At 58.5% G+C, this 20,865-nt stretch carries 13 protein-coding genes; 9 read left to right on the top strand and 4 right to left on the bottom strand.

All coding sequences use genetic code 11. The annotated features are described in order from the left end of the window. Positions 1-76: 76 nt before the first annotated feature. Both MHM88_RS18090 and MHM88_RS18085 read right to left on the bottom strand, forming a co-directional pair. Complete coding sequence (locus tag MHM88_RS18090) at positions 77-2,407, bottom strand: S8 family peptidase (RefSeq protein WP_239367961.1); 2,331 nt, start codon at positions 2,405-2,407, stop codon at positions 77-79. A gap of 8 nt (positions 2,408-2,415) precedes the next feature. Then, positions 2,416-3,384: an AAA family ATPase gene (locus MHM88_RS18085; RefSeq protein WP_197060313.1), complete on the bottom strand. Its 969-nt coding sequence runs from the start codon at positions 3,382-3,384 to the stop codon at positions 2,416-2,418. Between the two features lie 843 nt (positions 3,385-4,227). On the opposite strand from MHM88_RS18085, the gene MHM88_RS18080 reads away from it, so the two are divergent. The 9 genes from MHM88_RS18080 (at position 4,228) to MHM88_RS18040 (ending at position 18,288) form a co-directional block, all read left to right on the top strand. After that, positions 4,228-5,157, top strand: coding sequence for a DUF2493 domain-containing protein (locus tag MHM88_RS18080; protein WP_163852003.1), 930 nt, complete (start codon positions 4,228-4,230; stop codon positions 5,155-5,157). A 535-nt stretch (positions 5,158-5,692) separates the two neighbouring features. Next, a complete protein-coding gene (locus MHM88_RS18075) occupies positions 5,693-5,899 on the top strand; it encodes a hypothetical protein (protein WP_007120662.1) in 207 nt (68 codons plus the stop codon). A 562-nt stretch (positions 5,900-6,461) separates the two neighbouring features. After that, the gene (locus tag MHM88_RS18070; protein WP_163852001.1) at positions 6,462-7,055 is read left to right on the top strand and encodes a helix-turn-helix domain-containing protein; all 594 of its coding nucleotides are present in this window, start codon (positions 6,462-6,464) and stop codon (positions 7,053-7,055) included. Next, on the top strand, positions 7,042-9,375 hold the full coding sequence (locus MHM88_RS18065; RefSeq protein WP_239367957.1) for a relaxase/mobilization nuclease domain-containing protein: 2,334 nt from the start codon (positions 7,042-7,044) through the stop codon (positions 9,373-9,375). Before MHM88_RS18070 ends, MHM88_RS18065 begins: the two co-directional genes overlap by 14 nt. An 8-nt stretch (positions 9,376-9,383) precedes the next feature. After that, entirely contained in the window at positions 9,384-11,363 is a 1,980-nt protein-coding gene (locus tag MHM88_RS18060) for a type IV secretory system conjugative DNA transfer family protein (protein ID WP_163852066.1), read from the top strand. A 192-nt stretch (positions 11,364-11,555) separates the two neighbouring features. Next, positions 11,556-12,890 (top strand): DUF4365 domain-containing protein, encoded by a 1,335-nt coding sequence (locus MHM88_RS18055; protein WP_066010410.1) that lies wholly within the window; start codon positions 11,556-11,558, stop codon positions 12,888-12,890. After that, positions 12,887-14,362: a hypothetical protein gene (locus MHM88_RS18050; protein ID WP_163851999.1), complete on the top strand. Its 1,476-nt coding sequence runs from the start codon at positions 12,887-12,889 to the stop codon at positions 14,360-14,362. The genes MHM88_RS18055 and MHM88_RS18050 overlap by 4 nt, the downstream gene beginning before the upstream one ends. Before the next feature lie 66 nt (positions 14,363-14,428). Continuing rightward, positions 14,429-16,417 (top strand): ATP-dependent endonuclease, encoded by a 1,989-nt coding sequence (locus MHM88_RS18045; protein WP_163851998.1) that lies wholly within the window; start codon positions 14,429-14,431, stop codon positions 16,415-16,417. Further along, the gene (locus MHM88_RS18040) at positions 16,417-18,288 is read left to right on the top strand and encodes a UvrD-helicase domain-containing protein (RefSeq protein ID WP_239367955.1); all 1,872 of its coding nucleotides are present in this window, start codon (positions 16,417-16,419) and stop codon (positions 18,286-18,288) included. The genes MHM88_RS18045 and MHM88_RS18040 overlap by 1 nt, the downstream gene beginning before the upstream one ends. Before the next feature lie 62 nt (positions 18,289-18,350). Here MHM88_RS18040 and MHM88_RS18035 read toward each other — a convergent pair whose 3' ends face one another. After that, positions 18,351-19,700, bottom strand: a complete 1,350-nt coding sequence (locus MHM88_RS18035; RefSeq protein ID WP_239367953.1) for a hypothetical protein — start codon at positions 19,698-19,700, stop codon at positions 18,351-18,353. Between the two features lie 78 nt (positions 19,701-19,778). After that, positions 19,779-20,855 (bottom strand): type IV secretion system protein, encoded by a 1,077-nt coding sequence (locus MHM88_RS18030; protein WP_163851996.1) that lies wholly within the window; start codon positions 20,853-20,855, stop codon positions 19,779-19,781. Positions 20,856-20,865: the final 10 nt, after the last annotated feature.

Here is a 20,865-nt window from a genome sequence, read left to right as displayed (position 1 = left end):
CTTGCTCGAAGCTGACGTTTGTTAGTCCGAAGATTACCGATAGCCGCGCAAAAATTGCTAGAAAATGTCGGGGTCTTCAGGTCCGCAATCTCGGCCGTAGCCTTGCATACAGCTGCACTTGAGCATGGTGCTCCAGTTCGACTACCAGCGCGAAGTTTTGACGGATCTCCTGATCCATAGCCCAGCCACCCACGCAACGTACTACCAGATGATATTCACCGCCATATTGTGTTGTGTCGGCTGAGAACGATATCGAGGCGCTTTGGATTGTGTTTTTGTCGCGAGCGTTCTTCTTGGGCACCAGATCACAATCATATTTTCCCGCCATCTCTGGGGGATCCGTTCCCTCTCCCACCCGAGAGCGAAAATACTCGAAGACGTGATCGACCGGGCAGCCCCGAATAAGGCGAAAATTCATACGCGTGCCGATATACTCTGCGCGGGTTCTTTTCACCGGAGGATCATACGCCAGAGAAACCCGAATAGTGCGTTTTCCTCCTGTCTGAAACTCAATCGGTATTGGCAACCGATAGACTGCGAAATGGTCCAGTTCCAGACTGTCTTCCACGAAGTAAACAACGCGGTGATCATCCGAGTAGGCCGCACGCAAGGTGTCGACGAGGCCAATACCATGGACTCTTGAATGATCACGCGCATCAAGAGCCAACAGTCGTCGAGTGGAAGCCTCTGGAACAGTCGCGGAATTCGCCAGAAGCGCTTTGATCAGATTGGCTGATGCCCCGGGGAAACGTCTGACCAACTGCGCAGCCCTGTTCGCTAACATCGGTGCGGCGAAAGACGTGCCGCTTTTGCTTGTAAGCAATTGACGCAAGAAATCGTGGTTTGTTGTAATCAGGCCTGCCGTCGCCAGATGAGGGGCCGTCTGCAAACGCCTCGCCACGGCATCAAAAACCATTGTCCCGCCATAGTCGACGAAATCAGGTTTGGTCATGCCTCCGGCGCCTGGGCCAGTGCGCGTGAAAGGTGCAGGTTCATCTCGCTCGGTGATGGGCTGAATATGCGCATCAAATTCATGCTGAGGGCCAATGCCGTTTGCATGAGCCAATGCACCAACCGTCACGATGTTCGCGCCTCCAGCAGGTTCACATACACGGTTTGCGACTTCAAGGAGATAGCCCGGATATTGGGTCACGCCTTGCTCAACTGATGTACCGCCACGAGGGGGCCGGTTTCCCGCTGACACAAAGATCAGGACGTTCAACTCACGTGCCAACTCATCCAGCGTCGTTGCCCAAGGACCAACGCGTCCTTGCTCAAAGTTAGCCTTCGTGTCGCCGAGAGAGATCACGAATATCCGGCATCCATGACTTGCATTTAGGCTCTGGATCGTTTGTCTCATCTGGCTCGGCAGCGTCCGACGATCAAAAAACTTCCGCTCGTCCGTTACCACCTTTGCCGAGATAATTCTCGCCACACGTTGCAAAGAGGTTCCGTCGAGCTGCGACCTTAAATCACCAAGCGCGGCAACACCGGCCACTGCCGTCCCGTGTCCGGCAATATCTGCTTCACCGAGCTCGCTGGGAAAGGCCTCGCGCGCGACGATCGCATCCGCGAGGAATGGATGATCGTTCACGCCCGTATCCAACACAGCAATGATTGGCAGATCAGGGTCAAGAGGCGCAACGGGCGGAACATCATCTAGCGCGAACTGGACGATCTGATTGGCTTCGATGTCCGGCTCCGGTGGAAGGTCAATAAAAGCTACTTCAGGAACAGAAAAAATCGGTCTGATAGACTGCCCTGAAGCCTTGACCCGGATCATCGTGATAGATGGCCCAGAATAGTGGTCGTATAGCTCTCCACCCTGCTCCTCAATGAACGCGATGATTTCTTCTGCCTTTCGACGACGCGCAGCCTGCGTCCCGAACTCCCAAAGTTCGACATCGAGTATGTACTCTTGGCCGTCTTGAAGATCAGAAACCTCCGTAAAACCGGCTTCCTTGATCTTGATCCCGAGACGGTCGCGCGGCTCCAGTGTGCTAATACTACCGATACGGTTGATAAAACCGGAGTAGCTCGGATTCTTCTGACCTGCAGGTGTTGGTCCCTCATAGGCATCCAGCCTATTGCGAAAATCGCTCAGTTCATCTGTTGAAGAAAACAAGACGATATTGTTGTCATCGTCTGTATTTAACAGCGTGAGTCCAAGCTGTTCCCAGTCTCCCTCCATGGCCAGTCCATGCATGTGGACTTTCAGAATCAGGGATGGATCGACAAATTGGGGAGGGCGGATGGCGCGTTGACGTGCGACCGCATCATCGGCTTCGCGCCGTATTTGCCCTCCGTGACCCTTTCCCGGCTTGGGCGCTGGACCGGGTCTGCCGTCTTTTCGGCGTGCAAAAGGCTCTTTCGCTCTGACCAGTTGCAGATGATCGTATTGTGCCAACAGTGGCCTCACTGGTTGTTCGATAATTTCCTTAATCGCATCCTGCGGCGTTCAGCGTAACGGATGGCATCACGAAAGTCTTTCTTTGAAATGCTTTTTCGGCGATCAAGAAGAGAAATTTTCTTGGCCTGGTTGCAAATTTTTTCAAGCTCGGCATAGGAATAATCAGCTAGGCTCTGAACGAAATCCTCTGCTTCGAACTCCGTTTCGGTGTTTTTCAGCGCATTGGTGAGATACCTGCGGACCATTGCTTCGTCGGGATGGTCAAACCATACTACTTCATCGAAGCGTCGCCATATGGCGGGATCAAGGTGAGCGTCCAGGTTAGTGGCGGCAATCAGAAAACCACCTGGCTGTATCTGATCGATGAAGATCAGAAGACTGTTGACCACGCGTCTCAGTTCACTGTGATCGTTGCCTTCTTCCCGCGACCGCGCAATCGCGTCAAATTCATCGAAAAAAAGTACGCATGGCTGGCGGCGTGCAAACTCAAAGGTCTTGCGAATATTGGTGGCAGTCTCGCCCAAAAATGAAGAGATGAGGCTGTCCAGTTTGACAAAGAAAAACGGCAATCCCAGCTGGCCGGCAAAAACCTCAGCACACAATGTCTTGCCCGTTCCAGGTGGCCCGCAGAACAGTAGTTTGGAACGCACGGGAAGCCCGTGGCGCTTGATCGTTTCGGACTTTCGGAATTCATCCAGTAGCCCAGTGAAGAGCTCAATGTTGTCGTGAGTCAGGATAATGTCATCGGGCGTATGAACGGGTTCGATCCGCTGGATGAACTCTCCGGCCTCGTCTGGGAACGGCACCAAAGGAGAAAGACCCTTGGCTTGCGGGCGTGTCGTCAGTCCATCCAGTGCCTTGCGCAGTGACCGTGCTAGCACTCGGTTGTTCTTTTTTTCCTCTTCGGAGATGATCTGTTCGACAACACCACGGAATTCATCGTCGCGCCCGTAGCTCGACAACAGCTTTTTCATCAGTTCTCCGCGTGCCATGCAACCACCTGCTTTTCGTAAAATCGTAGCCGAGTATTGCGACGAGCGCTACCGAATTTGACGCTTGATTTGGATAAAGCCGGGTTGGCATGCCACGGTGTCGAGAAAGGCTGAGGGCGCATCAAATCAGTTCGAAATCTTACGGCAAACGTCCGGTTTTCTTGACCTGCTTCACTTTTTTCGCTGCCGCAGCGAACGTCCGCCCGCCCTTTAAGTCGAATGCCCGGACAAGCAATACCTATAGTCGGCAGCGGCGTCGCCCGCACATCAACCTTGGCCAGAGCCTTGCGGCCTCCCCAGCTCGGCTGCGCGTGTCGCAGGGGAGAACGGCCCTTCGGTCCGTCGCGCATTCGGCCATGCGGCCTCACCGCGGCGTCGTACCCGGCATCCCGGTTTGCCCGCCTCGCGAGCACGTCTCTCCCTGGCCGCTCCGCCGGATTGCGCTCTGGTCTGTTTTGGCCCGAGGCCAAAACGATCCCGCCGCTGCATCCGTCTCCCGCGTCCGGTCGGGCCGTTTGCCTGCTCGGGTCGGGCAAACCTACCGTCAAAACACACACACATGAGCGTGGAAGCATATCCTCCGGATGGCCCCCAAATCAGCCCGCGTCAAGGATCGCAAAACTTTTCGGCGAGGACGGGGCCTGTGGCTTGGGGCGGTTCCGTGCGTGAGGGCGCGCATGTGTCAGTTGCTGCACGCGGAAAACTTTTGCGCCCGGCAAGCCGGCGGCTGCGCCGTCCCTGACCCGGGCAGATTCGGAAACCAGGCATTCGGCCATGCCCCCACACTCACGTGGTGGCCTTGGAACCGAACACTGGAGACCAGACATGGCTTACGACACCGCAAACACCTACGAGACGATCGAACTTTTTGGGCTGACCGAGAAGGACGCGCAGCTGCCGATCCCGGAAGATCACATCCTGACCGACCGCATCATCCGCGAGAGCTTCGAGGCTTTGCTCGGGCAGTTGCGCGGGACCGGGCTTGAAGCAGAGATCGAACCGCTGGCCCATGGGCTCGCCACGATCCTGCAGCGGCGCAAGGTGGCACTTGGCAAGGAGGTCGACCGCACCGCCGACAAGATCGGCGCGCTGGCAAAATCTCACGACGGATCGGAGATCGCCGAGACCGCGCTCGAAGAGGCGCAGGCGCGCTTTGTGCAGTTGCGCGAGATTGTCGGCGCCATCGAGGTGATGAGCGAAGCAGCGGCGGAATGCTACGAGGTCGAGACGGGCCAAGCCTTCATCCCGGCAGCCGGGTCGCGCGCAAGCGTCCGGGCGCAAGAGACCGGGGCGGTCTTCGAGGCGCGGCAGCTTCTGGAGCAGCACGACCGCGAAACCGCCGAGAAGTCGAAAGTCGAGGGGGTGCCCCTGATCGTCTCAGGCGCCACCGACTGGACCGATGTCGATGTGATCTTCAACACGCTCGACAAGGTTCGCGAACGGATCAAACAGAACCGCAACCAGGAGATCTTCCTCTGCCACAAGGGTGGCAAGCACGGCGCGGAGATGATTGCGGCTCGGTGGGCCCGGGCACGCGGGATAGCACAGGCGCGCTTCGATCCGCGCTGGTCCGCGCATGGACGGGCGGCACCCTTCAAGTGCAACGACGAAATGCTGGACGACAAGTTCGCAGCGACGGGGGTTGTCCTCTTCGGCGGCAACGGGGTCGCGCTGAACCTCGGGCAGAAGGCGGAAGCGAAAGGCCTGACGGTCATGCGGGTTGCTGACCCGGCGAAGACGGCGTCGCAGGAGTGAATTGAGAGGGTCGCCTTCGGGCGGCCCTTTCGTCATTTCTCATGGCGCGTGCGATCGGTCACACTTGATCGGCAGCTCACGGCGTCCAGCACCGTCATCCCTCTACCCAGCCCGTCAGAGTTCGGCCCATCCGCATCGGTACGGGCTGGGGATGGTGCGCACCTCGCACATCGTCAGCAGCGCAAGACCGAGGGGTCGAAACGTCGCACATGAGGCTGAAGACCTGCACAACCCTCGGGGGGTGTTTCGGAACATCGCATCCACGCGGGCGGGCTCCATCAGCACCCCGGCCAGGATCGGCGGAACTAGGACGCGGAAGGTGGCTGCGGCGTGATGGCAGGGGTCATCCGGATCACTCCTTTTTGCTCATAGATGTGGATCGCACGGGGTCGGCCCAATCGTGCCCTCAGCTCACGCTTCGGCAAGCACAAATACGGCTTCCACGGCGGAGCCGCGAACCCTCCGCATTTGCACTTGCGACCGGGCCTCTTGCCCCCGTGCTGGCAGATCCCCATCGCAAAAAGGAGAGACCCAAATGACCAACCACTACGTCGCCACCGTCCCCGTCAAGTTCACCGACACCGATGGCCAGGAGCGCACCCGTTTTCAGCGCGTGGGTGCGATGTTCCGCAACACCCGCAATGGGGATGGCTCGGAGTTCTTCAGCCTCAAGCTCGACTTCCCCGTCGCGGTCTCGGAGCTGGTGATGTTCCCGCCGAGCGCGAAGGATCCCCAGGACTGAATCCTCTGACGAGGATGGGCCGCCCCGAGACGATCTCGAGGCGGCCCGATCCCTGTTCCAGAGATGCCGTCACCGGCGTAGGTGATCGCCGATAGCGACCTCCTCTTGGTGCCGGTCGCTGCGCGATCAAGGGACCCTCTCCCCCCGAAATGATCAGGCCGCGACAGACCGGCCAGTCAGCCTCAAGGGGGCCATCCACAAAAACCCATCGGCCAGGGCCTCCCGGTTTTTGCGGCAGAGATTTGGGGACCCAAATCTGGCCCTCCTTGACCCTGCCTGTCCGCCCTGTCGGTGGGGTTTGCGCCCGCCCGCGGTTCCGTCCGAACACATGCGTGTTCGGTCAGACCCTCGGGCGGTGCTGGGGAAGGGGACCCATTGGACAGGTGGGTCGCCCGGTGGTGAGGGCGGCAGAGCCGCGTCCCTGCGGGCCGCGGGGGAAGCGGACACCAAGGCTGCCTGAGACTGAAGGCAACGTAAGTATATAATTGACAGCTAGGTATATTATCGTAAGGTAGGGACAGCCTTGGTGGAAGGTGGCAGGAAATAGGGGGTCTTTCTTCGCATGTCGCGCTCAAAACGTCTCACAGATGCGGACCGCATGGAGATCGTTCGCGAGGCTGCGGAAGGTGTGTCTACATCCGTGTTGGCGGAGCGGTTTGGCGTGTCGCCCCGGGCGATCCAGTACACGCTCAAAGCTGATGCCGAGCGCCAGACGGATGCCGCGATCCCGGTCTCCGCTGTCAGCGTGAAGGTGACGGCTGCGGAGCTTGAGGCGCTCGATGAAGTGTTGGCCGCGGCGGGGATTGAGAGCCGGGCCGAGGGTCTGCGGCGGCTCATCCAAGCGGCTGGCGGAGTGTTCGTTCCGGACGTACAGATAGCAACAGAGATGGCGCGATACAGGGCCTCTTTGCACGAGGTCGGCAATGGGGTCGCGCAGATCGCCAAGCAGATGACGCGGGCCAACCGGATAGGGCGGGGGGCCGATGGTGGTACGCCTGCCGAGTTCTCCGAATTGCGCCTCGCACAGATGCGCGGGCTGGCGCGGTTCATTCTGGATTCCGCTGACGAGATCGACCTGCTACTGCGCCGCCGTCGGGACGCAATGCAGCTGCAGGCCACGGCCGCGCTGAGGGAGTTTGCGCATGCGGCTGAATGATGCCGTCCATGCCGTTACGGGCGAGGTCTTCCGGGACGGCTGGAGCCGGATCCGGGGCTCGATGCAGGGGCTGCATGTCGCCAAGCAGAGCCAGCTTGTGCGTGCGGCGGCAGGGCATCGGCCAGCCGTCTTCAAGGCGATCCGGGGCGGCGGTACGCATACCAAATCGCAGCTTGCAAACCAGCTCGAGTACCTCACCACCAAGTCCACTTATATCGTCGACAGCAGCGGGTTCCTCGATGGCAAGGCGAAGCTCGAGGCCAAGGACATCAAGGATCTGACCGAGCGCTTTGCCAAGCGGTGGGATGCAGGTTTCAAACCCAAGCTTGGCCAGACCACCCACATGCTCATGTCTTTCCCGATCGGCACGCGCGGCGAGGATGTGCGCGACATCGCGACGGATGTGGCCGAGCGGTTCTTCCAGACCGACGCGGGGCATTTCGACTACATCATCGCGGTGCATGAGGACCGGGATCACCCGCATGCGCATCTGGTGCTGAACCGCCGCTCGCAAGAAGGCGAGTTCTTTTTCTTGGGGCGGAACCACCGCTTCAACTATGACGACTTCCGCCTCGCCATGGTCGAGGAGGCGGAGAAGTATGGTGTGCGCCTGGAGGCCACGCGGCGTGTGGATCGCGGGGTTGTGCATTACCCCGCCCGGACCAGCGAGGTCTACGCCGCGAAAGAAGAGGGTCGCGCGCCCCGCGAGCGCGAACGAGTGGGGCAGGACCTGGCGCGGACGCTGGCGGAGATCGCCAACACCAGAACTGTCTACCACTCGCTTGCTGCGGAGGCTTCGCGCGAGGCCCGCGAGGATATTGCCACAGCCCTCTTTCGCGCGGGCGAGGTCTTGGCGCATGGCGGGCAGGTGGACCGAACAGGAGATGTGTATATGGCAGAGGATCAAAGTTTCGAGGATCTAAGAAGCCTCTATGCGGAGAAGCTCGCGCGGGTACAGGGCATGATCGCCGAGAAGGCGGACTCGGAACGCCCCCTGCTGGAAAAACGCCTCATCGAGATCCAAACGCAGGTCCAGCACATGCAGCCTCTCGGTTTGCGATCATCCACGCTATCAGACGCCCCCTCGGAGGGTGGGATCTATTCCGAGGCGAACATCGACACCAGTCAGCTGGACCGTCTGGCCGAGACGGACTTGCGGTCGCGCATAGACACTGCCCTGCGCGGCACCGGGATCAGCACAGCGGAAGTGGTCGCCCGGATCGAGACGGGGGCCTCGAATGCCGCGCTTGAACATCAATGGATCGCCGATGATCTCTCCAAGGTGGCCGAGACGCGGGACCTGAACCTCGAGCGTCGCGCTGATCTGGAACAGGCGCGCGACATTCTCAACGATGTCCATGTCGAGCTTGGCACGCTGCTGGAACGGGATAACGTGCTGCGCCGGGACGGTGTCGTGGAGGAGGACGCGGTCAGCGAGCGGTTCCACTATCACGAGGACGCGGTGCGGGAGATGGAAGGGACAATCCGTCATGAGATGCGCGCCGAGGGTTTGACAACGCAGGAGATCGAGGACCGGGACTGGGAGGTGGCCTCAAAGGCGGAGCGCCGGATCGAAACAGAGCAGCGCGCGTATCTCGAGGTACATCCGGAGCTGCTCGCACGTCCTGGCGATGTGATCGACCGGTCCGAGCCCTACAGGGAGACCATCACCGACGCGGCCCGCGCCAGCGAGATCACCCGCGAGGTCGACCGGATCATGGAGGCACGCGACCTCCGCACGCCTGTTGCAGATGCGGTCGCGGATGACATCTCGGAGCGCTATCCGGACATGCCGTCCCACCTCGCCCGCGGGCTCGGCGCGACCTATGCGGCCGTTGTGGAGATACGCGACACGGAGGCCATCAATCAGGTCCGCCGCGAAACCGAGTTGCGCGACGGGATTGGGGTTGGCACGCGCGAGGAGACCCTCGCGACAGGGGATGAAACTGCACCGCAGTTTGACCGGTCCGACCGCCTCGCAGGCGAGATTGCGCGCGTCCTGGACCATGAGCGGGCGGGAGAGTTGTCCGCGCCCTTCGAGACCGAGGCGGAGCGGGACGCCTTCCGCGAGGAGATCGCGCGGGTGCTGGATGACCGCCAATTGGGCCGCCTCACATCCGGCGATGCCGATGCGCTGGACAAGGTACTCGAGGACCGCCTCGACCGGCTCTATGTCGCCAAGGTCTATCTGCAATCGGATGCAGCGACGGCCAACACGGAGGCCTTGCGCCAGGTGGTCGATGATCTCGCCGACGCTGAGTATGAAAAACAGCGCGCGACAGACGTGGATGGCGAGACCGAGCGGGGACAGGTCCATTGAGCGCCTCCATGGGAAAAGCGCGGATCGCAACAGGGGTCTTGCTGGTGACGCTGGTGACCGCCGCCATGGGCTATACCATCGCCTCGGCGGTGCTGACCTACCAGGATCTCGGATTTGGGGCCGAGATCGACTTTGCCTATATCGCGCAGAACTATCTGGCGATTCTCGATCGCCGCCCGGAGGATGCCCAACTTATTCACCTGATCATCGGCAGCTTCGCCGCCGCCGGCCTGATGCTGAGCCTCGCCCTGTCGGGATCGGCCCTCACACGCTTTGGCCAGACCCATTGGCAGACCGCGCGCGAAATGAAGGCAAATGGGTTCTTCGGGGCGCCAGGGACCGGGTTCATCCTCGGCAAGCTGGGGACGCCGGGCTCCCGCGCAAGATACATTTGCTCCAAGGTCTTTCCGCATGCGCTGATCGTGGCGCCCACGGGCCGTGGCAAGACCACGGGCTTTGTCATTCCGAACCTGCTGACCTGGCAAGGCTCCGCCGTGATGCTCGATGTGAAGGGCGAGTGTTTCGAGGCCACGGCCCGCCACCGCGCAGTCCAAGGCGACAAGGTCTATCGCTTTGCCCCCACCGATTGGGAGGGCAAGCGCACGCATCGCTACAACCCGCTCTTGCGCATCTATCAACTGAAAGATCCCGCGCGCCAGCAGATGGAATTGCAGCTCTTAGCGACGCTGTTCCTGCAAAGCGACAACGACCGGGTGCAGGGCCTTCTGAAAGGCGGGATTGATCTCTTTGTGGCGGCAGGGCTCTTGGCCTTCCAGCGCAAGCGTCCGACCTTGGGCGAGATCTATCGCATCGCCGCTTCGGGCGGGAACAAGCAGAAGGAATACTTCGCGCGGGGCCACGAGGTGGACAACAGGTCCGCCAAGCTGATCTTCACGCGGCTCGCTTCGACCAATAACGACACGCTGACCTCTTATGTCTCGCTCCTGATGACCTCCGGGCTCGATCAATGGCAGAACCCGGCGATCGACGAGGCAACGGCGGTGTCGGACTTTGATTTCCGGACGATCCGCAAGAAGCCCTTTTCGGTCTATCTTGTCGTCCAGCCGCTGATGGTGAAACCCCTCGCGCCGCTGATCCGGCTCTTCTTCTCCGATCTTCTCTCCGCCATGCAGGAGAAGGATCCCGGGCCGGATGAGCCCTGGCCGGTGATGATCATGCTCGACGAGTTCAATCGCTTGGGCAAGATGCCCATCGTGGTCGAGAGCATCGAGACCCTGCGGACCTATCGTGGTCACCTGGCCGTGGTAACCCAAACCATCCCCGCCCTCGATGAAATCTATGGCGAGAACACCCGCCGTGCGCTGCAGGGCAATGCCGGCGTGAAGCTTTACCTGACGCCGTCGGATGAAAAAACCGTCGAAGAGCTCAGCAAGGCTGTCGGCAAGACCACGAAAACCGTCATCACGCGCTCCCAGTCCATCGGCAAGAACCCCTTCGAAGGGCGCAGCCAATCTACACGGACTGAAGAGAGCTCTCTGCTGCCCGAAGATGAGGCGCGCCGCTTGCCGCTCGACGAGATCGTCATGGTGATCGATGCCCAGATGCCTGTCCGGGCGAAGCGGATCCAGTATTTTGACGACCGGCTGTTTAAGGCCATCCATGCGGCGCAGACAGGCGAGTTGCCATTTCCAGAGCCGGGGGGAGGGGGGCCGCAAGGCACGCTGCCGCTGAGCATGCGCGCCATGCCGATGACACCGCCACTGGACGGGTCTGGCGGATCCGAGGCCGACGTTGAGGCCGAACGCCAGGCTGCTGATGGCCAATCGTCAGGGAAAACTGATGTCGCTCCAAAGAAAACTTCGCCGGTCGTTCAAGCCGTTATCGCCGAGGAACAGCGACAGATTGAAATGGATTTTGGGGGGGAAGTGGCTGCTCTTGGTTCGGTGAAAGATGCGGATGTCGAGCAGGTACGAACGGCCGTACATGATTTGGGCGAGTTGGAGACAGCCCTAACACAGGGGCTCTAACTTGATGGGTTGTTACATCCAGAAGTTGATGCAGTAAGAGGTGGTCACCAGCCGCGTTCTAGAAGTCTGAGATTTCGCTCTCTATCAGGTTTGACCCTTTGCAAGGGTAACCTCCATATCTTGTTGCTCCTCCCTTATGTTGCTCCAGATAAAGTGTTAAATCTCGAAAAGCCTGTTTTCGGGAATCGAGATGTGAATAAGAAAGTTACAACCAGCCAGCGAATTGGCGAAATCGGGGAGAAGGCGGCTAATCTTCAATTCTTGCGAATTGGGTTCCAATTCGATGGGCGTTCGCGGTTGGAAGCAGGGATAGACGGCATCGCTGAGGTGATGGACGATGATCAGCCGACTGCGAAGATGATTGCCGTTCAGGTCAAGGCTACTGAGCGTGGCAGCTATGTCGGCGAGACGAACGCCGGTTTCACCTATCGTGTCCGCGCTTCAGATTTCGACTATTGGCGTGGCTCCAACCTACCCGTCATCCTAGTTCTCTACAGGCAATTAGATGACACATTCTTCTGGAAGTCGCTCGAAAACCTCGTTGGCGAGGCCGAACGCACATTGCAGTTCGACAAGGAGCGCGACGTCTTGGACGGACGTGCGAAGGATCGCCTCGCTGCCCTGACCGTCGCCAAGCAAGGACACGGTTACTACGTCCCGCCACTTGGGGGAGGGGAGGACGCGATCATCAACATGGTGCCATTGCAGCTTCCTGAGGAAATCTTCGTCGCACAGACACAGCTCTCCACCCAGAAGGCGCTCGCCCGGATGAATAAGGTCCGGGAAGGCCAACGGTACGATTGGATGATCGATGAAACCTCGCTTTGGACATTCTGCGACCCGCTAACCACACCCGTTCGCGACCTAGTTGAGCGGGATCAGGTCGAACGGATCGAAACCGACTTTCTGGCACAACACGACGCCGTAGATCAGCAGCACAAATTTGCGGGCCTGTTGCGACATACTCTGGCGCATGACTTTCGGGATTTGCTTGGATGGGACCGAAAGAAAAAGCAGTTCTACTTCTTGCCGACACCTGGAGGCGTCGCGCGCAAGTTTCGCTATCTTGGTGCGAAGCAGAAGACACAGGCCGACGTTGTCAGCGTCTATCAGAAGTCGAAGGGGGAGGGGCCCATCGACTATGTGCGGCACCATTCATTCCATCCCCGGTTCGAGCGCTTGGCGGACCAATGGTACCTGATCATCAACCCATCCTACTACTTCACTTCGGATGGAGCGCGCGCGCTCAACTATCCGGATGCCTTGTTGTCCGGGAAGAAGCGCCTCGACACAAACAGCACCGTTCGAGGCCAGGTGATCATGTGGCATCGATTGCTGTCAGGTCTGGAATTTGAAGATGCCGGCGAACTGCTGGCACCCGACACCAAGACGGATCGTATCATCAAGTTTGGTGACCCGCCTTCCATCGAACTGCCGAAGAGTGTGCCCGAGGACGTGTGGGGCGCGAAGGCGCAAAAGTCGAGGAAGCCGTCCGGCTCGAATGAACAAGGCAGCTTCGACCTATGAGCGACTTCAAGACAAAGATCTTCCCGGAGCCTGAACTGGAATTTGGTGACCAACACCATCATCCTGATCCACGATTGGGGTTGCTACAGGCGGGCCCGTTGCAAACGAACCTGGGGGACACGATCAAAGTCGGCGTTGTTGGCAGCGCTCTGACCGTCGAAAAATCAGGCGAGTTTCTGAATGCGATCGAAGATGGGTTCGAGGGTAAGACCGAAAAGCACCCGAACCTGCACCCGGATTTCCCCGGGTTGAGAAACCAGAACCCCTATCGGTGCCGGTTTGAAATGGTGGCTGCCGAAGATGGAGTACTGACCAAAGGTCAGATCGAGAAGATTGCCAAGGAACCGAGCGATGCGCGTGCTGTGGAGATGGCCGTCGACGCAGTTATGGCGCAACTGGAAAAGCTGGAGGGGCATCATGAACGGCCGGACGTGGTCATGGTTTCTCTCCCTGTCAAGTTGATCGAACGGGTCTGGAGAAACGAGCGGGCGCGCGATGACGAAGTTATAGAGGACGAAGCGGCCGACGCGAAAGCTGGCAGAGAAACCTCTCCGAACTTCCGTGGCTTGCTCAAGGCCAGAGCGATGGACCTCAGATTCTCAATTCAGATTGTTTGGGAGGATGTCATCAACCCCGATGCCAAGATCCCTCGCAAAATCAAGGAGAACTCTGACCGCCAAACCCAAGACCGAGCTGACCTCGCATGGAACCTTATGACGACGCTCTACTATAAGGGCAGCGGCAAGGTGCCCTGGCGCAGATTGCCGGAAGAAGGCGAGTTCACCGCCTGTTACATTGGCATCAGCTTTTTCAAGGATGCCGAAACCGACGAGATATGGACCAGTGCTGCGCAAATGTTCGACGAGCGGGGCAGAGGGTTTATTCTTAGAGGCGGTCCTGCACAGTCAGAGTCGCGGGGTCGCCACCCGTTCCTCACTATCGATGAGGCTCACAAGCTTACCGAGAGCGCCTTGGCCGCCTACAAGTCGGTCCATAGAACGATGCCGGCACGCGTGATCGTCATGAAGACGTCGCGCTTTCGCGAGGACGAGGCCGAGGGTGTTGGCAAGGCGCTCGACGAGGCAGGTGTGGAACTGCGCGATCTCGTTTGGATTCATGAGAGCTATTCAGTCAAGGTGCTGCGCGACGGCGACTTCCCTGTCCTCCGCGGCACCTTCGTTGAACTGGACGGCAATGGGCTGCTCTATACCAACGGCAGCATTCCCTACTATGGGACCTATCCTGGCCTCTATGTCCCGAACCCCCTGTTGCTCTGTCCACACCCGCAAAGCGAGAGCACAATCGAACAGATTGCGAAGGAAGTTTTCAGCCTCACGAAGGTGAACTGGAACTCGACCCAGATGAACCAACGCTTGCCGATTCCGATCCGAGCAGCCCGTAAGGTTGGTGACGTATTGAAATACGTTCCCTCGGGGCAAAAGGTCAGCAGTGACTATCGGAAGTACATTTAGAGCCTCTTGGGCCTTCGGGAATTTGCAGAAAACCGATTTGAAAAAATAGAACGCTAGGGAATTCGGATGAAGATTGACACACTTTTTATACGGAACTTCCGATGCTTCGGCGCAGAGGCTGAAACTCTCAGGTTTGAGAACGGGGTTACGGCATTGGTTGGCGGAAACGGAGCCGGAAAAACGGCGGCGCTTCAGGCGTTAGCACGGCTTTTTGGTGTCTCAAGTGCAGAAAGACAGATCCAGACACGCGATTTTCATCTTAGGCCTGACCAAACCGAGCTCGATCCTGGAGCGACGCTGTCGATCGAGTGTATCCTGTCCTTCCCAGAATTAGACGGTCTTGACGAGGCGGCGGCGGCCGACGCCGTGCCGGATTTTTTCAACCATATGGCAGCAACCGGCCCTGGAGAACCGCTTAAAGCGCGCATGCGCCTGCAGGCAGTCTGGACGGATGACGGAACGCCCGATGGTACGGTGGAAGAGGACATTCGCTGGATTGGTACGCTCGGTGATGATTACGATTGGGATGAGTGCCAAAGGGTCGCCGCCGTTGATCGTGGCACCATCCAACTTGTTTATGTGCCGGCGACCCGTAATCCGGCGGATCGTGTCACTGATTTGCTTAAGGGGCGTTTGTGGCGGGCTGCGAAATGGTCGGATCGCCTGTCCAAGACGACCGAGCGCGGAGCCAAGCTCATCCAGAAGCGTTTTGAGCGCGAAGCACCCGCAGAATTCATCGTCGAGCGGCTTACGAAGCGCTGGCGGCAGGTCCACGAAGCCGACACAGATACGACGCCAGTGCTCAGACTTGTGGAAAGTCGGCTCGAGGAACTGGTCAGGCGCGTCGAATTTGCATTCCATCCCGATGAGGCCGGTCGCGAGCGGGCGCTTGTCGACCTAAGCGACGGTCAACGCTCTCTGTTTCATATAGCTCTAACTGCGGCGACGCTTGAAACCGAAAAAGATGCTCTGCGACTGGCCGCTGCCGATAGCCCGTTCGATCAGGAAAAGCTGCGGCGTGCTCATCTTACGATTCTGGCCATCGAAGAACCGGAAAACAGCCTGTCGCCGTTCTTCCTCTCTCGCATTATGAACCAAGCGCGCGACATCGGAGCGCTCAGCTCGGCGCAAGTACTGATCTCTAGCCACAGCGCTAGCATTTTGAGCCGTATCAAGCCGGACGAGGTGCGCTACTTCCGGCTCGATACGACCAGCAGGGCCTCATCGGTGAAATCTTTGACGCTACCTGACGATGCGACCGAGGCGGGTAAGTATGTCCGGCTCGCCGTGCGGGCGTATCCGGAGCTCTACTTCGCGCGGTTCGTCATCCTCGGCGAGGGGGACTCCGAACGAATTGTGTTGCCTCTGCTCGCGGAGGCGATGGGCGTCCCTCTTGATCCTTCTTTCGTGCCTGTTGTGCCGCTCGGCGGTCGCCATGTCGATCACTTTTGGCGGCTTCTTGACGCGCTGAAGATACCGCATGCAACGCTGATTGATCTCGACCTGGGGCGCTCACATGGCGGTGCGAACACGATAAGGGCGACCGTCGGATCGCTCGCCGAAATTGGAAACGATCTCAGCAACAACTTGAATGTGATGATGGAAGTGGTCGAGCTCGCCAACCTTCCTGCCCTGTCCGACGAAGAGATGACTGATGGATTTGCTGAAAACAACTGGATGCAGGCGCTGAAAGACGAAGGTGTTTTTTTCTCCGATCCACTCGATCTGGACTTCGCGATGCTCGCGGCATTTCCAGACGCCTATAAGGAGCTCGATCCGGGCGCGCACGGTCCTGACGACAGTGAAGAGGCCTTGGAGCGCAAGAAAGCCGCCACTCTCAAAAAGGACGGGAACGCTGGTCTCTACGATCCTGAGTGGGATGATTGCTTTATCTGGTATCCATACCTGTTCTTGAGCCGAAGCAAGCCTGAAACGCATCTGGCCGCGATTAATCGCATTCCGAAGGCAGATCTTGCCGCAAACGCTCCGCCTGAACTGTGCGCGCTGGTTCAATATGTCAAAATGAAGCTCGGTCTCGAGAACGGCGCAGATTGATGTTGGTGCTTCCCGATGATTGGAGGCCTCAGGGCGTCGACGAACTCGAGCCGGGCGCGTGGCAAGCGCTGCGCGAAACGGACCGAAGCGTATGCGTTACCGCCGGCGCAGGCGCGGGCAAGACAGAATTCCTAGCGCAAAAAGCAGCATACCTCCTGCAAACTGGCATCTGTCTGCCGCCCAAATGCATCCTGGCCATCAGCTTTAAAAGGGATGCTGCACAGACGCTCAAGGCGCGCGTAGGCAAGCGTTGTCCGCCCGATCAGGCGCGCCGTTTTCACTCGCTTACCTTCGATGCGTTCACCAAAAATATGTTAGACCGCTTTCGGGCCGCGATCCCTCAACCCTTTGGGCCGCCCCGCAACTATGAAATTGGGTTTCCGCGGCGCGATGATTTGGAGGACTTCCTCACCCGGAGCGGTCGGCGTGACATCGGCTGGCAAAAATTCGAAAAGGCGATCGCACGCGCGCCGCTTCCGTTCGATGCGGAGGGAATACCACCGGCTTGGCGCGAGCTACTTCATACTTATTGGCAGGAGCAATTGGAGCGTCCAACCGGTACGTTGCTCTCGTTTGCCATGATTAACAGACTTGTCGATTATTTGCTGCGCGAGAACCCCGCGATACGGCGTGCCCTGCAGCTCACCTATCCCTTCGTTTTCCTCGATGAATTCCAAGATACGACATATGCACAATATGATCTGGTGAAGAGTGCTTTTCATGGCAGTGATGCCGTTTTCACAGCCGTCGGCGACGACAAGCAACGCATTATGGGCTGGGCCGGGGCGATGGACAACGCCTTTCAGGAATTTGCTTCTGACTTCAATGCAGTGAACGGAGCGCTACGCTTTAACTGGCGGTCTCATGCGGATCTGGTCGCCATTCAACAGGTGATTGCGGAGCGCATCGATCCAAACGTAGAAGACGTTGAAGCCAGGGGGCAGCGCGCCGTCGACGGTCAGGTCGCTGCGCTTTGGCGTTTCGATACACGCGAGCAGGAAGCACAGCAAATCGCGGCTTGGATCGATAGAGAAATTGAGCACGGCATTCTGGAGCCGCATGATTGCGCCATTCTCGTGCGTATGCGCGCCGACGATGTTGAAGCCGAACTGACGGACGTATTTGCAGCGCAAGGCCTGAAGATCAGAAACTTGGCGCGTAGTGTTGGTGGAATTGCGATTCAGGAACTACTTGCCGAAGAACTGACAGGTATCTTTATACCGCTCTTGAGGCTCGGTACTGGTGAACGTAGCCCGGGTGCCTGGAACGCCACTCAAGAACAGCTGCAAGCGCTATTCGCCATCGATACTGGCGATGAACGAGCCCAGGAGCGGCTGCAGCGAAGTATTGAAGAATTCTCCTCCACTTTGCGTGCGGCTATGCGCGATAACGAACAGAATGGCGAGAGCGCGGCAAATGTGTTTCAGATCGCCCTTGAATTTGTCGGTGCCGATCGGCTGCGCCAGGCTTTTCCCGCCTATAGACGGGACGCGGACTTCGAACGGGTACGGACAGGGTTCATCACGCTGTTTTGCGAATGCGCCGAAGCTGTGGACGCTTGGTCAGACGCTCTCGATCGCTTCGAAGGCATAGGCCAGGTGCCACTTATGACGATCCACAAAAGCAAGGGTCTTGAGTTTCACACAATGATCTTCTTTGGTCTCGATGCACAGACTTGGTGGAGCCTTTCACCCGGACGGGATGAAGAGCTGAATTCCTTCTTTGTCGCCTTCACGCGTGCCATGCAAAGGGCCTTCTTCGCTTATTGCAGTGAGCGCGGACAAGCGATCGGATGGCTTGAAAACATGTTGCTGCCGGCCGGTCTGGAGCGGGTCGACGGGCTCCTGCACCTTGCGGTTGGAGATGAATAGCAAGTTTAGTTTCAATCCACGGCTTAGTGGCCCGTTGGTGCACACGGGGGTATGATCCCGGCTCAGAAGAAGGTGATCTCCCGCAGACCTTGAAATGCACCTTCTCTAAACGCGCCCGTTTTATGCAGCCGAGGGAAATCTGGAAGCCTGTCTAGCTCGACTAACGGAAGCAAAATGTCAGCGCTGAACCATGGCATTTTCGCGGACCTGCTTTCATCATACATCTTCGAAAGTGCCCTTCCGACCGCATAGGCTCCGGCCAAGTCAATTTTGGAAACGCGTGTTCTATTTCTGGGCAGCAGGCTCCCAGTTGTCGATTTACCGCCGACATTGAAATAGATCAGGTCATGGCCCCACCCGAGGCGTATGATATGTGTCCGGTCGGACCGTTGGATTGAAACTCCCGGATATAGGTCTCTGACCCAAACCTTATGTTCATCGCACCAGTCGAGGGCTTCCTTCAGCATCGCTACGCCGCCGAGGTCTTTCTTCCAGATCGGACATAGGTGCTGAAACCCGGCGAATTTGACCCGCTTCTGACTTCTGATGTCATTGGCAATGAAAGCGCCTTCGCGCGTGACCTTCGGAGACCACATTTGTTCCTCGAGCGTGGCTGCGTCCTCCAAACCTATGTGTAAGTCATGAATCGCAACTTTGGTATCCGCGGAAATGGTTCTGTGTCGTGCTTCAAGCAGTGTGATGGGCGGTAGCGGTTTCCTCGGGTATTGGTCGAGGATCGAAGGCCCGTTGGGTCGAACGATATCGTCAGAAACATCAACTGTTCTGTCCGTTTTCACGTCGTGGTCGACCAGCCAGCGGTACGGTGTCCCGAGGTCCATAGGATCATCATTCATGAGCGAAAGATGTGGCAGACCTTTTTTGAGGAACGCCATGATCTCGCGCGTATCCTGACGTTCCGCCCCCATGAGGCGTCCGTGAAAGGATTGGCGGTCTGACTTGCTTTGACGGGCTTTCAGTGTGTTTTCGATGCGCTCTCGTTCGATATCGCTTAGCTGGCGCCGCATGTACGCAATCGAAACATCTACGTCCCCATAGTCGTCAAGCTCCTCGAGCGCGCTGCCGAACAGCTTCAATGTGATACGTTGCAGGCGGTTCGGATCGCTGTTGATGACCTTGGCCCGAGCAAGCAGTTCAGAAATGATGGTCTGAACCTTATCGCGCCCGATACGCTTTCGCTTGGATTCCGTTGCGAGGCGAGTTCCGTTCGGCGTTAGCTGCCAGTAAAACAAACCGTCAAGGATGTCGGCAGGCTCCAAGTACCCAGCCTCGGCCATCTGGCGCAAGACTCGGTTGGCGTGATGTGCATCGCAATCCAGAACACGAATTGCCTCTTCAAGTCCGACAGATCTTCCATTCACTGCTGAACGCAGGATTGTTTGCACCAGCTCCAATGGTACCGTTCTTACTGGTGAATGTTTAAGGGACCTCCGTTCATCCATGGCTCGGTAGCCTTGCAAAACAAAACTTCTTCATCTCCGCCCCAGCCTTCCCAACCGAGCCAGTTGCGCCAGCATCTGGGACCCGGCACCCGGTGACCCTGTGCCGCTTCCCTGACCCGTCTGCCCCATCCCCTGCCGCAGTGGCATCTGCTGTACCCCGAAGAACTGCCGAGCCCTAAGGGCTGCATACTCCGCGCCACTCGCCCCACCGATAAGGTAGCGGTTGTAGGCCTGCTGGCTGCCCATGGCGGCGCGCGCGAAGCTGTAGCCGCCGCCGAGGCCACCGGAGAGGGCGGGCATCATGATGTTTCCCGAGATCGCACGGACGATGAAGGGTGTTGCGATGATGAAGCCCTTAGCCATCAGCACCATCATGAAGAAGGGGATGAGCGCGCCAATATTTGAGGCGCCTTCAGGGTCGCCAAGCTCGCCGATGAGTGCGGAGGAAACGCCGGTGATCGTCGCGAACACGCCGGCCACGACGATGGGGTAGAGCGCGAAGGAAACCAGCGCCGACAGCCACCGCGCGAAGTAGTCTTTGGTCACCTCGAATAGTGTCAGGAATATCATGACTGGAGCGATCCCGATCAGAAGTGCGATCATCAAACGCGAGGCCACGAGAATGAAGGCGGCTAGCCCGCCGAGGATCGAGAGTAACAGCACTCCGACAATGTCGAGCATGGCCCCTGCCATCCAATTTAACTCGGACCCGGCGGCGTTGAGATAGTCCCCTAGTTCCGCGATCAGCCGGTCGAATTCTTCGGCGAAAGTTCCAGAGGGACCGGGAGTTCCACCACCGACGGAAGCCACGAGCGCCCCCGCAATGCTATCGATTCCGGCAAGGATGGCGGAGGAGAGGGCGTTGAACTGCACCCAGTTGGTCGCGAATATTCCGATCAACCCGATCTTGACCGCGAGCCAGAAGGCTGTTCGGCCGTCCATCGCCTTGTACTGGTAGATCATGTTCAGGAAGACGAGGATCACCACGAGCGTTGTTCCCAGCACCAGAAGCGTGCCGACCGTTGCCGCGACCGACCCGAACTGGGTTTCTGCGGCGGTGTCGAGATAGCCCTGGGAGGTTTCAACGAAATAGGTGACGACGCTCATAACGGGGCTG

Origin of the sequence: Epibacterium sp. MM17-32, assembly GCF_022348205.1 — a bacterium.
Lineage (GTDB): Bacteria > Pseudomonadota > Alphaproteobacteria > Rhodobacterales > Rhodobacteraceae > Epibacterium.
Note: the sequence above shows the minus strand (reverse complement) of the source record. Positions and strands in the feature narration are given on the sequence as shown.